General features: G+C 66.4%; 15 protein-coding genes and 1 tRNA gene. 3 read left to right on the top strand and 13 right to left on the bottom strand.

Annotated elements, in window-relative coordinates; genetic code table 11:
• The first annotated feature begins 51 nt into the window (after positions 1-51).
• The gene (gene dnaG / locus QQA02_RS01985; protein WP_284773416.1) at positions 52-1,968 is read left to right on the top strand and encodes a DNA primase; all 1,917 of its coding nucleotides are present in this window, start codon (positions 52-54) and stop codon (positions 1,966-1,968) included.
• Between the two features lie 29 nt (positions 1,969-1,997).
• Here dnaG and QQA02_RS01980 read toward each other — a convergent pair whose 3' ends face one another.
• The 6 genes from QQA02_RS01980 to QQA02_RS01955 all read right to left on the bottom strand — a co-directional run bounded on the left by QQA02_RS01980 (position 1,998) and on the right by QQA02_RS01955 (position 4,578).
• Positions 1,998-2,240 (bottom strand): hypothetical protein, encoded by a 243-nt coding sequence (locus QQA02_RS01980; RefSeq protein WP_284773414.1) that lies wholly within the window; start codon positions 2,238-2,240, stop codon positions 1,998-2,000.
• Positions 2,237-2,902 carry a hypothetical protein gene (locus QQA02_RS01975; RefSeq protein ID WP_284773413.1) on the bottom strand — a complete coding sequence of 222 codons (666 nt, stop codon included), beginning with the start codon at positions 2,900-2,902 and terminating at the stop codon, positions 2,237-2,239. The genes QQA02_RS01980 and QQA02_RS01975 overlap by 4 nt, the downstream gene beginning before the upstream one ends.
• 164 nt (positions 2,903-3,066) lie before the next feature.
• A complete protein-coding gene (locus QQA02_RS01970) occupies positions 3,067-3,579 on the bottom strand; it encodes a tyrosine-type recombinase/integrase (protein ID WP_284773602.1) in 513 nt (170 codons plus the stop codon).
• Positions 3,462-4,184, bottom strand: a complete 723-nt coding sequence (locus tag QQA02_RS01965; RefSeq protein WP_284773612.1) for a site-specific integrase — start codon at positions 4,182-4,184, stop codon at positions 3,462-3,464. Before QQA02_RS01965 ends, QQA02_RS01970 begins: the two co-directional genes overlap by 118 nt.
• Positions 4,184-4,432: a helix-turn-helix transcriptional regulator gene (locus QQA02_RS01960; protein ID WP_284773412.1), complete on the bottom strand. Its 249-nt coding sequence runs from the start codon at positions 4,430-4,432 to the stop codon at positions 4,184-4,186. Before QQA02_RS01960 ends, QQA02_RS01965 begins: the two co-directional genes overlap by 1 nt.
• Complete coding sequence (locus QQA02_RS01955) at positions 4,429-4,578, bottom strand: hypothetical protein (protein WP_284773411.1); 150 nt, start codon at positions 4,576-4,578, stop codon at positions 4,429-4,431. Before QQA02_RS01955 ends, QQA02_RS01960 begins: the two co-directional genes overlap by 4 nt.
• 565 nt (positions 4,579-5,143) lie before the next feature.
• Here QQA02_RS01955 and QQA02_RS01950 point away from each other — a divergent pair.
• A complete protein-coding gene (locus QQA02_RS01950) occupies positions 5,144-5,290 on the top strand; it encodes a hypothetical protein (RefSeq protein ID WP_284773410.1) in 147 nt (48 codons plus the stop codon).
• 167 nt (positions 5,291-5,457) lie between these two features.
• Here QQA02_RS01950 and QQA02_RS01945 read toward each other — a convergent pair whose 3' ends face one another.
• From QQA02_RS01945 to QQA02_RS01930, 4 genes are read right to left on the bottom strand one after another with little or no spacing between them, the layout of a single operon-like run.
• Positions 5,458-5,850: an ImmA/IrrE family metallo-endopeptidase gene (locus tag QQA02_RS01945; RefSeq protein WP_284773408.1), complete on the bottom strand. Its 393-nt coding sequence runs from the start codon at positions 5,848-5,850 to the stop codon at positions 5,458-5,460.
• Positions 5,840-6,838, bottom strand: coding sequence for a RhuM family protein (rhuM, locus tag QQA02_RS01940; protein ID WP_284773407.1), 999 nt, complete (start codon positions 6,836-6,838; stop codon positions 5,840-5,842). The genes QQA02_RS01945 and rhuM overlap by 11 nt, the downstream gene beginning before the upstream one ends.
• A 51-nt stretch (positions 6,839-6,889) precedes the next feature.
• On the bottom strand, positions 6,890-7,915 hold the full coding sequence (locus QQA02_RS01935) for a helix-turn-helix domain-containing protein (protein ID WP_284773406.1): 1,026 nt from the start codon (positions 7,913-7,915) through the stop codon (positions 6,890-6,892).
• A gap of 15 nt (positions 7,916-7,930) precedes the next feature.
• A complete protein-coding gene (locus QQA02_RS01930) occupies positions 7,931-8,497 on the bottom strand; it encodes a hypothetical protein (RefSeq protein WP_284773403.1) in 567 nt (188 codons plus the stop codon).
• Between the two features lie 587 nt (positions 8,498-9,084).
• On the opposite strand from QQA02_RS01930, the gene QQA02_RS01925 reads away from it, so the two are divergent.
• Entirely contained in the window at positions 9,085-9,354 is a 270-nt protein-coding gene (locus tag QQA02_RS01925) for a hypothetical protein (RefSeq protein WP_284773402.1), read from the top strand.
• A 467-nt stretch (positions 9,355-9,821) separates the two neighbouring features.
• On the opposite strand, the gene QQA02_RS01920 is transcribed toward QQA02_RS01925, so the two are convergent.
• From QQA02_RS01920 to QQA02_RS01910, 3 genes are all read right to left on the bottom strand, one after another.
• Positions 9,822-9,894: transfer RNA gene (locus tag QQA02_RS01920), tRNA-Asn, on the bottom strand.
• A gap of 88 nt (positions 9,895-9,982) precedes the next feature.
• Positions 9,983-11,671 (bottom strand): alkaline phosphatase D family protein, encoded by a 1,689-nt coding sequence (locus QQA02_RS01915; RefSeq protein ID WP_284773401.1) that lies wholly within the window; start codon positions 11,669-11,671, stop codon positions 9,983-9,985.
• A 74-nt stretch (positions 11,672-11,745) separates the two neighbouring features.
• Positions 11,746-13,452 (bottom strand): alkaline phosphatase D family protein, encoded by a 1,707-nt coding sequence (locus tag QQA02_RS01910; protein ID WP_284773400.1) that lies wholly within the window; start codon positions 13,450-13,452, stop codon positions 11,746-11,748.
• Positions 13,453-13,570: the final 118 nt, after the last annotated feature.

Here is a 13,570-nt window from a genome sequence, read left to right as displayed (position 1 = left end):
GCATCCGGCCCGCGCGCCGGGTGGGCGCGCGCCCGGGTATCCTCGGGTGCCATGGGTAAGGGACGGATACCGGAGCGCGACATCCAGGCGATCCGGGAGCGTACCCCCATCGAAGAGATCGTGGGGGAGTACGTGCAGCTCAAGCCGGGGGGCACCGATTCGTTGAAGGGGCTTAGCCCCTTCAAGGACGAGCGCACCCCGTCCTTCCACGTGCGTCCCAACCGCGGCTACTACCACTGCTTCTCCACGGGCAAGGGCGGCGACGTCTTCTCCTTCCTGATGGAGATGGAGCACCTGACCTTCCCCGAGGCGGTCGAGGTGTGCGCGGAGAAGATCGGCTACCAGATCAACTACGAGGGCGGCTCGCCCGGCCGCCGCGAGGAGCCCGGAACCCGCCAGCGCCTCATCGCCGCCAACAAGGCGGCCCACCAGTTCTACCGGGAGCGCCTGGAGACCCCGGAGGCCGCACCGGGCCGGGAGTTCCTGCTGAACCGCGGCTTCTCCCGCGAGCACATCTACGGCTTCGAGTGTGGCTACGCCCCGGGCGGCTGGGACACGCTGACCAAGGAGCTGCTGCGCCGCGGCTTCGACTACAAGACGCTCGAGGTGGCAGGGCTTTCCAAGATGGGCCGGCGCGGGCCGATCGACGCGTTCTCACGCCGGCTGCTGTGGCCGATCAAGAACATGTCCGGCGACGTCATCGGCTTCGGGGCGCGCAAGCTCTTCGACGACGACCGCATGGGCAAGTACATGAACACCCAGAACACGCTGCTCTACGACAAGTCGAAGGTGCTCTTCGGGCTGGACCAGGCCAAGAAGGCCATCGCCGCCGGCCACCAGGCGGTGGTGGTGGAGGGCTACACGGATGTCATGGCCATGCACGCCGCCGGGGTGACCACGGCCGTGGCCGCCTGCGGCACCGCCTTCGGCGAGGAGCACCTGCGCATCCTGCGCCGGCTGATGCTGGACGACAGCTACTTCCGCGGCGAGCTGATCTACACCTTCGACGGCGACGAGGCCGGGCAGAAGGCCGCGATGCGTGCCTTCGCCGGGGACCAGAAGTTCACCGGGCAGTCCTTCGTGGCCGTCGCCCCGGACGGGATGGACCCGTGCGACCTGCGCCTGGTCAAGGGCAACTCGGCGGTGCGCGACCTGATCGCGGACCGGGTGCCCATGTTCGAGTTCGTGGTGCGCTCGCTGCTCTCCCAGTACTCGCTGGACACCGTCGAGGGCCGCCTGCAGGCGCTGCGGCGTACGGTGCCGGTGGTCGCGGGCATCCGCGACCGCGCGCTGCAGACGGAGTACGCCCGGCAGCTGGCCGGCTGGGTCGGCTGGTCCGACACCGACGACGTGCTCGCCCAGGTGCGCGCCGAAGCGCGCCGCCCGAAGCAGCAGGAGCAGCCGCACCGCGCGCGGCGCTTCGAGAACCAGGAGCCACAGGCCGTCCCGCAGGTGCCGGAGGTACCGGCGCCGAACCCGCGGGACCCGGTGCTGTGGCCGGAGCGCGAGTCGCTGAAGCTGGCGCTGCAGTACCCGGAGCTGGCGGGCGCCTACTTCGACGGGCTGGACCCGGAGACCTTCCGCCACCCGGCCTACAAGATGGTGCGCGAGGCCGTGCGCGAGGCCGGCGGCTGCGAGCACGGCGCGGCCGGGGTGGACTGGATCGCGACGGTGGCCGACCGCATGACGGATCTGGGCGGGCGCTCGCTGGTCTCCGAGCTGGCGGTGGAGGACATCCACGTCGACCCGGAGGAGCTGGCCAACTACGCGGACGCGGTGCTCTCGCGCCTTCAGGAGGTGCGCGTGGGCAACGAGATCGCGCAGCTGAAGGGGGAGCTGCAGCGGATGCGGCCCAGCGACGACGAGGTCACCTACAACTCGATGTTCGCGGACCTGGTGGCCCTGGAGCAGGCGCGCCGGGACCTCAACGACCGGGCGTTCCGCACCACCGGGCCGTTCGACCGGTGAGGGGTCGGGGCCGGCCGGCCCGGTAGGGCCTAGTCCTCGTCGGGTTCGAGGACGGTGGAACCGTCGTCGCGGCGGAGGTTCTTGACCTCTCGCATGCGCGGATTCGGGTCGAGCCGGTTCGCGATGGCCTTGCGCGCGGAGTTGACGGCGGAGCGGGTGACCGGGGAGTTGACGGCGATCTGGTAGCCGCGCTTGATCTGGTCGAAACGCTTGCGGCCGGCCTTGGTGCCGAAGACGTATCCCGCGGCGGCGCCGATGACGAACTGGATCATGTGGTGGCGGTTCCTCGCTGATGGTCGACGGTGGGGTGCGACCGCAAGTCTAACGGCTCGGGGCGGGAAGGGCGCGAGCCCCAGTCGAGGTGGGTGGTGGGCTTGCCGCGGGGCCAGCCCGGGGCGAGCTCGATAGGAATGGGATGCGACTTGAATCCTCGCCAACCACCGATGTCTTTCTTCATCCACCGCCGCAGGGCGCGGAACCGGTACGGTCGCCAGATCTCCACCTGACCCTGTGCATGCACCCGGACGGCGCGGTAGTCGATTCCTGGCTGATACTGGCGGGGAACGGTCCAGGAGACGTGGAGGTACACCGTCTCGGCTTCCTCATCAGTAAGCCACACACGCGTGGGTTCCAGTTCTTCGCCGCTTGCCAGGTTCGTCGGGCTCCCGATGGAGGCGTAGGCGCCCTGGGGGCCCACCATTCTGCACTTCAACTGCTGATAGCTCTGGAGTCCACTGTTGCGGACGCTGACGCTGTAGGAGTTGTATGTCGGGCCGTCCCCGATGTTGGCTGTGTTGCCGGTACGCCCGAATTCCAGTTTCAGCTGAGTGGCTCTTTCCCGGCGTAGCTGGTGGTTCAGCTCAAGCCAACCGAGCCATAACGTGATCGGTGCGAAGCTCAACGACAGGGCGGAGATGACGAGGGACCAGTCCATGCGGCTGACACTACTGTTCGGTGCGACGCCCCGGGCTTCGGTTGGTGGATAGACGATAAGGAGGCACCGGCACCGAATTAAATCGGTGCCGGGGCCTTTCTCTGCTTCCCCAACTGGGGTCGAACCAGTCTGATTATGGCTTAATATCGCAGGTCACGACGGTTTCAGGGGTTAATCCCACGACATTTCCACGACATGTGTGCACGCCTCGTTACCCTTGGCGCGACGCGCACGACCTCATCCATGCGCTTGCCGAACGCCTCGAGGTCCTCGGTGAAAAGCTCCGCGTAGGTCGTCAGCGTGATCATCGGGCTGGCGTGCCCGAGCTGCCGGCTGACCGCAAGGACGTTAGCGTGCTCGGAGACCATCAGCCCCGCGGCCACATGACGCAGACCATGCGGGGTCACCCACGGAAACTCCGGATCACGCTCCCGCATACGTGCCAGCGCGCCGTGGTACCAGGACCCGTGCGTCGGCGGCCGCTTCGGCTCCCCGGACCTCGACGGCCAGATCAGCTCGTCAGGGGCGCGCCCGTCCATCACCGGCACCAGCATGTCCATCACCGTGCGCCGCTCGTGGGTCTTCGGCGTGCCGATGACGACCTCACCGCCGACGGTGACCGACGCTCGGTCCACCCGTATCCGGCGGCGCAGCACGTCGACGTCCTGCGGCCGCAGCACAGCCATCTCGCCCCACCGCAGGCCCACGGTGCCCAGTAGCCAGATGATCTCCGGGTGCGCTGCTCCGCCGCGAAATCGGCCAACTGTCCGGCCGTCAGATACACCTTCACCGAGCGCTCCTTTCGGGGCAGGCGCACCCCGCGCGCCGGGTTGAGTTTGAGCGCCCGGTCACCGACAGCGACGTCGAGAATCTGGGCGAGCACGGCGTGCGCCTGCCGAACGTACGACGCCCCCTGTCGCATGGACGCCACCCAGGCCTGCACCTCGGACAGCCGGATCGTGGACACCTGCCGCAGGCCCCACTCCGGCTCGACCGCACGACGCCACTTCGCCATCGCCTCGTGTTTCGTCTTCGGCTTGAGACGCGTCATCGTCGCCTCCCACGCCGGCAGGAGCTCGGAGACGGTGGTCTTCCCCGAGCTCGGGTCCAGCCACTCGCCCGTGCGCACCTCGGTGGCGTTCTTTTCCGCCCACGCCTGCGCGGCGTCCTTCGTGGCGAAGCCCTGCTTGGTGCGACTCCGCCCGTCAGGGGAGCGGTACTGCACCCGCCACAGGAAGCCCCGCGCCCCGCTCTTCGTCTTGTACCGCTTGATCGACGCCATCAGGCGTGCCGGCGCCCGCTCGTCGGCGCGCCGGGGACGGGGGAGCCGGGGCGGTGTGCCTGCCAGTCGCAGACTTCTTCGGCGTCCCAGAGGGGGCTTCGTTTGTCGAGCATGGCCACCGGTTGTGGGGTGCGGCCGTTGGCGTAGTAGTTGGCCCAGGTGCGTGGCGTGATGTTGCAGTGGTCTGCGCATTCGGCGGTGCGCCACAGCTCGTTGCCGGTGTCTTTGTCGATGATGATGGGGGTCATGAGCGGAGCTTCCTGTAGCTGGTGATGATGCGCGCTGTTTGGCGGGCGAGGGGGATGGTCAACAGCGCGGCAAGCGCGCAGATTATCCAGGTAGGAGCTTTGAGGGCTGCGAGGACGAATAGGGCGATGATTCCGATGTCGGTCATGTGTCTCATGAAGGGTCCTTTCCTGCGTTATGCTTAGGGTGTCCCCCGGGGGCCTAGTTGGAGTAGGTCCCCGGGGTCCACTCTTCTTCGGGTGGTGAGTCCAACTCTTTCATCTTGGTCTTGTAGTCCAGGATGATTCGGAGTGTCTCGTTTGCGGCTCTCCATGCTGCGTAGAGTCCGGCTATCCACCAGGAGATGTGTTCCACATCGCCTCCTTTCTCTGTTGAGTTTTCTTGACGTCCCTTGCGGAACTATCCTCGTAGCAACGTAGACGTGCGGTATATGGCAAGTGGGGGAACATGCTAGTTTTGGCGCGATCGCCAGACTCGGATCATGTTCGCCGTGACGCCCAACTCCGCGGCCAGGGTCCCGGCGTATGGCCTAATCGGGGCCTCAGCGGCGGAGGGATGGGAACCGCCGCATAGTGCGGTATTATCAATCGTTGAACTACACGTGTGTAGTTCCCCTCCTGTCGATGCGACTCGGTCTCCATCGTCATGCGAGCGGAGCCCGGAGGCCATCGGCGGCAGGGTCACCGACTCTCGTTAGGAGGGAGGTGAGACGAATGCCTGATACTGAGTACGGCGAACAGCCGGAAAAGAGGAAGGCCTGGGCGACGATTGGTGAGATCGTCGCCCAGGCCCTGGGAGCGTTAGCTGCCAGTGTGCTCGCGGATGCGGTTCGCGAGTTGGCTGTCTGGTTAGCTAACTAGTCTCACGAAGCCCTTCACTTTGCTTAGCGGCGGGTGGAGGGCTTCGCCATTAGCGGTGACATGGGGGTATCATGTCGCTTCTCATGCTACTTCCGCGGGATCGGGAAGTAAACCTGAATCACGCCCCGTCATGGTAGTCACCAGTACGATGCAACTCGTGTAATGATCTAATTCCGGTGCGATCGCCAGGTTTGGATCATGTGCACCGTGACGCCGAACTCCGCGGCTAGGGCCCCGGCGTGCGGCCCGTAAAGGGCCTCGGCGGTCGCGTAGTCCTCCGGCGAGATCAGAAGCTCTGCTGCCCACCGGTCCGCCTGGCGCTCTTGGCGGGCCGACCACCAGCCGGCGACGTCGGCCCGGTGTCCGAGAACGGCGTGGCCGAGTTCGTGTGCGAGCGTGCACACCTGCTTGACGTGGGTCAGGTCGTCTCGGAGCAGGATCAGGTAGTATTCCGGGAACCAGCCGCCCTTGGCGCCTTCGAGCCACCCCATGTCGTCGTAGTCCACGAACGCGTCCTGCTCGGTGGCCATGTCGAGCAGGTCGTAGTAGCTATGCGCCACTGTGTCCTGATTTCAGGGCCTTGACCTCTTCGGCGAGCTCGGCCATGTCCTTCTCATTGACACGGGCATCCTGTGTGGCAAGGTGGGCGTCCCACTCAGCGTGTGCCTTCACCGCGGCTTGCTTCCTCTGCCGCTTGCCAAATCCTGACAGCACGTCGCGGTCGTTGAAGACAAGCCACTTGTCAGCCTTCTGCATCCACTCGTCGAGAAGAATGGTATTGCCCAAGGACGCTTGGTCTTCTGCGTAATCGAGGAACATCGAGGTGAGGCGATTCATGCGCGTGAGCTCATCGCGGTCGAGGTAGTTCTTTGCTACCGCTAGGTCTGAGCGCCGTGGTTGTTCCCCTGACCAGTTTGTCAACCCGGCGTTCGGCTTGGTTCGGTCCGCGCGCTCCCAGATGAGCTCTGCCGCAGTCATGCCGTGGGTGGCGAAGTGAAGCCTGTTCTGGATACTGGCGAAGAAGTTGCGTACCTCCTGGAAGGACTTGCGTTCTTCGTAGTCGGCACTTGTCGCGGCGATGACATCACAGATCTTGCGGAAGAACTGGCGCTCGCTCGCGCGGATGTCCCGGATGCGCTCCAGCAACTCGTCGAAGTGGGTGTCCACGCCGTCGTTCTTGAGGCGTTGGTCGTCCATGGCGAAGCCTTTGACGAGGTACTCGCTGAGTACTTCGGTAGCCCACTTGCGGAACTGCGCGCCGCGTGGCCCACGCACCCGGTAGCCGACGGCAAGAATCATATCGAGGTTGTAGTGGTTGACGGACCGGTCGTGGCCTGGCTGTTGTAAAAGCTTTTTACAGTTGGTCTCGTCCAGCTCTCCGCCACGGAGAATCTCTCTGATGTGATGGTTGACCGCATGTTGTCCGATCGCGAAGAGGTCTCCCATTTGGCGCGTGCTAAGCCATGCGCTTCCTTCTTGGAGCTGAAGGCGAACGTGGGCTTTGCCGTCCTCGGTGGTATAAATCGCGATCTGGTCTGGTGTGGTCATGGGGTCGTCCTCTTGTGGTCCACGCTGTTGGGACATCGTTGGGGCGGTGGGCTATTCATGTCTCGGTGTTGCAAGTGGCGTCACACTGGCGAGTTCGTCGTTGGCAGTGTCGGTGTCCTGGCGGTCAGGGCGCGTCACGGTGACAGGATCGATGTAGCTGTTTTCGAGCAGAACGTCGACTGGTTCGTGGACTCTCCAGCCGCGTCCGGAGATCTGCATGCGTAGGCTGCGGTAGCGCTGGTAGTCGATGAGCTCGAGCTCGTGTGCTCGACGTACGATCGCCTGGATGGAGTAGCCCCACTGTGACTTGAGTGCCGCGTAGTCAGCCAGCGTGCTCTCGGGGGTGATGGCAGGCGTCATGAGGCGGCGGGGCATGAGGAAGCTTGCGGCGAACATGTTCGCTTCGGTTTCCATCGCGGTAAGGTCTGATCGGCTCGTGGAGGCGTGCAGGATGAGGTGGGCGAGTTCGTGGGCGAGGCTGAAACGGTATCGGTCACCGCTGCGCTGCCTATTTAGTGCGATGACGCGCAGGGGTGCTGCGCTTGGGGTGGATACGCCGTCGAAGTTGGTGCCGCTGATGACGCTCTCGGGCAGTTCTGTCACGAGAATGTTGTGGAGGTGGAGGACCGCGGTGATGTTCCCGATTGCCGTATCCGGCTCTAGCTCGAAGTGCTCTCGGGCGCGCGCGGCTGCCGCCTCCAGGACGGGCGCGTCGAGTGGCCCGTCGGGCACGTCAAGGGCAGGCACGTCGCTGACGAGGTCCGGGTAGCGGTGATTCAGGTAGTGCTCGGTGATGGAGAACGCCGTCGCGATCTTCTCGGCGTCGGGCCGACCGAGCCGTGCAGTCCGAAACAGAAGGTCGTTCTGCCCATAGTAGTCGATGTCCTCGTCGAAGAAGTCGCGCGTCATGCCGGTGACGAACTGGGTGGTGGTCAGCAGCTTGTCGGAAAGCGCGCGGTTCTGGCGTTCGACGCCGCTGAGTGTGGACTGGGCGACACCGAGTCGGGCGGCAAACGCTTTTTGTGTGTAGCCGAGCAGGATCCTGACGTGCTTGAGGTTGGTGGCTGTGGTGGACATGTGGCGCCGTGCTTTCTAGCTGCCGAAGTTGAACCCTTCTTGGTCGGCCTCGGTGGGGGAGAACTTCTCTGCGGTGATCTCGTCTGCGTTGGTGCTTAACGGTACCCGCTGCGAGAGTGCCCGGGCGTGTTCGAGGGCGTCTTCGTTGTCGAACATCTGCAGCGACAGGGCACTGAGCGCATCCGCGCCGGGCTGGGGGAATTCCCAGAACAACACGATGCGCGCTTTGGCCTCGATGAGTGGGGCCTGGCCACGGGAGACGGGTTGGCTGGCGCGGAAACCGCTGCTTCGCCTCCACATCAGGACGATGTCGTCGTCTTCGAACCAGAGGCACATCGGAAACGAAGCGCTCGCGGAGAGGTGAAGTCCGCCGAGGCCGGTCTCTGAGAACAGTTCATGGATGGCGACGACCATGGAATCGCGATCCAGGCTCGGGCACTTCTCCAGGTAGTGCTTGTAGGGGAGTTTCTCGCGATAGGTCTGCGCGAGCCCGATTGCTTCGCGCAGCTTGTCGTAGTCCTTCTCGAGGTTGCGCAGAACGCGTCGCATCAGGAGAGCGTTCTCGTCTCGTTTTCTGGCCATCGGGCACCTCTCGAGTGTAACAGTGCGTGTGATATTTTCACACAAATGCGATAATATCACACGCACTGTTACATGGTCGGGCCTGTGAACAGGGCAAACGATTCACGGTCCATCGTGGAAGCCGTCATCACCCGGACCCGGCTCACGCGGCGACAAATCCGCCGCCCGCCCCGGCCTCTCCCGCCCCCGCCACCACTCGACGCAATCCGCGCCATGGAAGCTCGCCTAGGCAAACGGGCCGAGCGCCGCCAGAAGACCTTCGGGCGTTCCTGGTCGCAGGTCGGCCGGCTGGTCCGCGCCGGACAAACCGGCAGAAGGCCGACAGTGTTGACCCCGTCGGCACCCGCTGGGGTGAACCTGCCACCCCGACGGTCGCGGCGACCACCGACGCACTGGTCAAACAAGTCCTGGCAGGCACCGTCCCGGCACACTCCCAGCACATGGTGGCGGGGGATGTGCTGACTGCGTCAGTGGCCGCGACGCAGTGCGCGTCGTGGTCGCAGTCGTTCAAGTCCGCTGCGATGCGCGTTGGCTGAGTCGAGCAGTGATGGAGTGGTCGGAAATTTTCAGGACAAGAGGAGAATGCTATGACATCGGTCTCTGGTGATGTGGTTGACGTGACGGCGTCGCCGTCGTTGGTGGTCTCGGTGTGGGTGCGTGCACGGTCGGCGCGCCCGCATTCTGATGGTCTGGTGACGGTAGAAAACCATACGGTCGCGGTTGATGGAGGTCGAATCGTCTTCGATAGCCTTCCGGGACCTGCCGCGCAGGTGCTGACGTATGGCGGCGCGCCAAGCGAGGTGGTGCCCCTGGTGGTGCCTGAGGGTGGCCTCGGCGACGCTGGCGGCGTGTGTTGAGGCGGCTCAGGCGCGGATGAGACGACGCGGTCAATGATCGAGGTGCTGGCCGGGCGTGCTGCGGATGCACTGGCTGGGGCCGCCCTGTTCATCTACCTCGGAAAGAAGGAGGAGATCGCCGTAGAGCAGACCCAGGCGCTGTTGACGGCGCAGGGAAGCAGGATTTCGACGCTGAAGGTGCGCACAGATTCGCTGGAGGAACGCCTCAACCGGGTCAACAAGGATCTCAGTGAAGAGCGTCGCCGGTCGACGCGTCTGGCTCGTGCCTTGGAGGCCGCGGTGACGATGCTGCGAGCGCTGCGCACATGGATCGAGGCAGGCCATCAGCCATCTGAGCCGACGGTGGATCTGGCCAGCCTTGAGGAGGCGCTTGCAGAGGCGGCACGCCCGCGTCGGCCCCCGGTGATCGCTAACGTAACACCCCCGCCCACCTGCATCAATGCAGGTGGGCGGGGGTGTTATCGAAGCTCCCCCAACTGGGCTCGAACCAGTGACCTTTCGATTAACAGTCGAACGCTCTGCCAGCTGAGCTATAGGGGATCGCGTTGCTCTCGGCAACGGAGAGTCACTATAGACGTTGGCTCGGAAGGCGGGCAAATCGGCAGGCAGAGACCTTATTTGGGGGCCGTCAGGACCAGCCGTGGCCGGGGGTGAAGCGCATGCGCAGCGCCTCGTTGACGGCGGAGTCGGGGGAGTTGAGGTCGGCCACGCGCATCCAGGACATGTCGACGTGGTCCGGGGTGATCTCCGCCAGCGCGTAGCCGTGCGCGTCAAGATCGACGTGCTGGATGTGTGGGTTCTCGTGGCGCAGCACGGACTCGGCCGCCTGCGAGAGAGCGTTGTCCACGGGCAGCTTGAGGATCTCGTCGACGTTGGGCGCCGAGATCGACGAGCAGATCAGCTCCGCGCCGATCTCGTGGCCGTCGTGGCGCACCGAGTGGGCCCACTCGGAGTGGATGTCGCCGGTGACGAAGAGAATGTTGGGGTCGATGCCGTCGAGCACGTCGAGCAGCCGGTCACGCTCGGCGGAGTAGCCGTCCCACTGGTCGCCGTTGAGCGGCAGGCCGTCGCCGGTGCGGCCCGACAGGAAGTCCGCCACCGAGGAGGTGTCCGGGTTCTGGCGCAGTCCCAGCAGCGTCATCGGGCTGAACATGATGGAGTTGCCCAGCACCAGCCAGCGCGCCTTCGAGTTGCGGGCCTGCTCGGCGACCCAGCCGAACTGCTCGGAGCCCATCATCGTCTCGTTGAGGTTGCCGGAGACCCAGTCGCCGAAGCTCTGCTCCTCGTCGCGGTAGGTGCGCAGATCCATCATCGTCAGGTCCACCAGGTCGCCGAAGGCGAGCTTGCGGTAGAGCTTGCCGCCGACCGAGGGGCTCGTCGCGCGGATCGGCAGCCACTCGTAGTAGGCCTGCATCGCCGCCTGCCGGCGCGCGACCCAGCGGCCCTCGGCGCCCTCGGTGTGGTTCTCCGCACCGTCGCGCCAGGCGTTGTTGGCCACCTCGTGGTCGTCCCAGACGACGACCCACGGGCACGCGCCGTGCGCGGCCTGGAGGTGGGCGTCGGTGCGGTACGTGCCGTAGCGGACGCGGTAGTCGGTCAGGTCGAGGATCTCGTGGGCCGGCTCATGGTTGCGCACCGCACCGCGCTTGCCCACGTACTCGCCGCGCCCGTACTCGTAGATGTAGTCGCCCAGGAAGATGACCAGGTCGATCTCGCCGGCGCGCGCACGGGCGGAGATGTCGCGGTAGGCGCTGAAGAAACCGGACTCCCAGTTCGCGCAGGAGGCGACCACGGCGTTGAGATGCTCGGTCTTCGCACCGGCGGCCGGGGCGGTCCAGGTGCGTCCGACGGGGCTGGTCTTGCCGGCGTGCTCGCCGTCGGCGACGCGGAAGCCGTAGAAGTAGACCGTGTTCGGCTCCAGGCCGGTGGCGTCGACGTGGACGGTGTGGTCGATGGCCGCCGAGGTCTCCGCGGTGCCGCTGGCAACGACGTCGGCGAGCGCCTCGTCGCGGGCGACGGTCCACTCGACGGTGACGGGGTCGCCCACGCCGGAGCCGGGCAGGGCCTCCGGGGTCGGGGTGACGCGCGTCCAGAGGATGACGGCGGAGTCGGTCGGGTCGCCGGAGGCGACACCGTGACCGAACGGGATCTCGACGCCGGGGTTGCTCGTGGGCTCGAGCTTCTGGGATGAACCGAAGAACTCGTCGACGGAGCTGCCGGAGCTTTGGGCGTGGGCGGAGGTGGCCTGGCCGACGACGCCGACACCTGCGGCGACGGCGGAGGCGGACAGGAATTTGCGACGGGAATACTGCGACATGGAGCTCATCGTGAGCCCACCGGGTACACCCCTCAACCGGGGCGGAATAGGTGCAGAGAAAATTCACCGGGATTTCACGGCAGTGTCATTCCGGGCAGGAAACCGAGGTCCGGCCGCCACGTCAGCGACATCCCCGGGTTGACCGGTGAGCCCGGGGCCTCCACGTTGTCGACGCGCAGCCAGGTCATCTCCACGGCGGTCGGCGTGATCTCAGCGAGCGCGTAACCGTGGGAGTCGAGGTCGACGTGGCGCACGTCCGGGTTCGCCGCGCGCAGCCGGGCCTCGGCCGCGCGGGAGAACGGCGAGTGCGCCGGCATGCGTAGCTTGTCGTCCACGTTGGGCGCGGAGATCGACGAGCAGACCAGCTCGGCGCCGATCTCACGGCCCTCGCAGGTGATCGAGTTCGCCCACTCGGAGTGGATGTCCCCGGTCAGGAAGAGCACCGGCGTGTGGTCCTCGGCCAGCTCGCGCAGCAGCCGGTCCCGCTCGGCGGCGTAGCCGTCCCACTGGTCCAGGTTCATCGGCACGCCGGCCGCCGAGCGGGCCCCGAGGAACTCGGCGACCACGGCGGTCGCGTCGTCGCGGCGCACCTCGGCCAATTCGAGCGGGGCGATCATCACCGAGTTGCCCATGACGTTCCAGCGGGTGTGCGAGCGCTCCAGCACCCCGCGCACCCAGTCGAACTGCTCGGCGCCGAGCATCGTGGCCTCCTCGCGGGCGGCCGCGAGCCCCCGGTACCCGGGCGCCTGGTCTCGGTAGGTGCGCAGGTCCATCATCGTCAGCTCGACCAGGTCGCCGAAGGTCAGGCTGCGGTAGAGGTGACCCTCCTGCGAGGGGCTGGTCGCCCGGATCGGCAGCCACTCGAAGTACGCCTGCATGGCGGCGTCGCGCCGCTCGGGCCACGGTCCGTGGGCGCCCTCGTGGTGCGCGTCGGCGCCCTCGCGCCAGGCGTCGTTGGCTAGCTCGTGGTCGTCCCAGACCACCACCCACGGGCAGGCCGCGTGCGCGGCGCGCAGGTCCGGGTCCGTGCGGTAGTGACCGTGCCGGATGCGGTAGGCGGTCAGGTTAGTGAGCTCCTCGGCCGGCTCGTGGTGCCGGGTCACGCCCGTCTTGCCCGGGTAGGCGCCGCGGGCGAATTCGTAGATGTAGTCGCCGAGGAAGACCACCACGTCGATCTCGCCCTCACGCGCCCGCTCGGCCATGTCTCGGTAGGCGCTGAAGAAGCCGGACTCCCAGTTCGCGCACGATGCAACGCCCAGCCGCAACGAGTTGAGCGGGGTGCCGGGGGACGGTGCGGTCCACGTACGTCCCGTGGGGCTGACCGCGCCGGCGAACGTGCCGTCGTCAATGACGAAGCGGTAGTAGTACACGCGCGCCGGGGCCAGGCCGCGCGCGTCGACGTGGACGGTGTGGTCGACGGCGGCCGAGGTGTGCGCGGTCCCGGAGGCGACGACGCGGGTGAAGTCCTCGTCCTCGGAGACCTGCCAGCTGACGGCGACCGGGGCACCGACCCCGGAGCCGGGCAGGGCCTCGACGGACGGGGTGACCCTCGTCCAGAGGATGACCGAGTCCGCCAGCGGGTCGCCCGAGGCGACGCCGTGGGCGAAGGGGAGGTCGGCGGGGATGTCGACCTCGAGCGGGCGGGGGCTCGCACCGCCACGTACGGCGTCGGCCTCGACGGCCATCTTCCCGGCGCCCAGCGCACAGGCGACACCGGTGCCCGCGATCGCCGCCGACTGCAGGAAGCGGCGGCGGGGCAGCGGGCGCGGTGCGTGGCTCACGTCTGCACACCGTCGCCCCGGCCTTCAGGGGCCGCAACCGGGGCGGCGGAAGTTGGGCGAGGATTCACCGGAGTTTCAGGTGCCGGTCGTTTTTAAGGCCGTGGGGCGGCGCCGATAT

Source organism: Corynebacterium sp. MSK006 (assembly GCF_030232385.1).
Taxonomy (GTDB): Bacteria; Actinomycetota; Actinomycetes; order Mycobacteriales; family Mycobacteriaceae; genus Corynebacterium; species Corynebacterium frankenforstense_A.
The sequence above is the reverse complement of the archived record's forward strand: the minus strand, read 5'-3'. Positions and strand labels throughout refer to the sequence as shown.

Excerpts from the sequence above, each read along its gene's own strand:
- dnaG (WP_284773416.1), top strand. The coding sequence starts at position 52 with ATGGGTAAGGGACGGATACCGGAGCGCGACATCCAGGCGATCCGGGAG.
- QQA02_RS01980 (WP_284773414.1), bottom strand. The coding sequence starts at position 2,240 with ATGATCCAGTTCGTCATCGGCGCCGCCGCGGGATACGTCTTCGGCACC.
- QQA02_RS01975 (WP_284773413.1), bottom strand. The coding sequence starts at position 2,902 with ATGGACTGGTCCCTCGTCATCTCCGCCCTGTCGTTGAGCTTCGCACCG.
- QQA02_RS01965 (WP_284773612.1), bottom strand. The coding sequence starts at position 4,184 with ATGGCGTCGATCAAGCGGTACAAGACGAAGAGCGGGGCGCGGGGCTTC.
- QQA02_RS01960 (WP_284773412.1), bottom strand. The coding sequence starts at position 4,432 with ATGACCCCCATCATCATCGACAAAGACACCGGCAACGAGCTGTGGCGC.
- QQA02_RS01955 (WP_284773411.1), bottom strand. The coding sequence starts at position 4,578 with ATGACCGACATCGGAATCATCGCCCTATTCGTCCTCGCAGCCCTCAAA.
- QQA02_RS01950 (WP_284773410.1), top strand. The coding sequence starts at position 5,144 with ATGCCTGATACTGAGTACGGCGAACAGCCGGAAAAGAGGAAGGCCTGG.
- rhuM (WP_284773407.1), bottom strand. The coding sequence starts at position 6,838 with ATGACCACACCAGACCAGATCGCGATTTATACCACCGAGGACGGCAAA.
- QQA02_RS01935 (WP_284773406.1), bottom strand. The coding sequence starts at position 7,915 with ATGTCCACCACAGCCACCAACCTCAAGCACGTCAGGATCCTGCTCGGC.
- QQA02_RS01930 (WP_284773403.1), bottom strand. The coding sequence starts at position 8,497 with ATGGCCAGAAAACGAGACGAGAACGCTCTCCTGATGCGACGCGTTCTG.
- QQA02_RS01925 (WP_284773402.1), top strand. The coding sequence starts at position 9,085 with ATGACATCGGTCTCTGGTGATGTGGTTGACGTGACGGCGTCGCCGTCG.
- QQA02_RS01915 (WP_284773401.1), bottom strand. The coding sequence starts at position 11,671 with ATGTCGCAGTATTCCCGTCGCAAATTCCTGTCCGCCTCCGCCGTCGCC.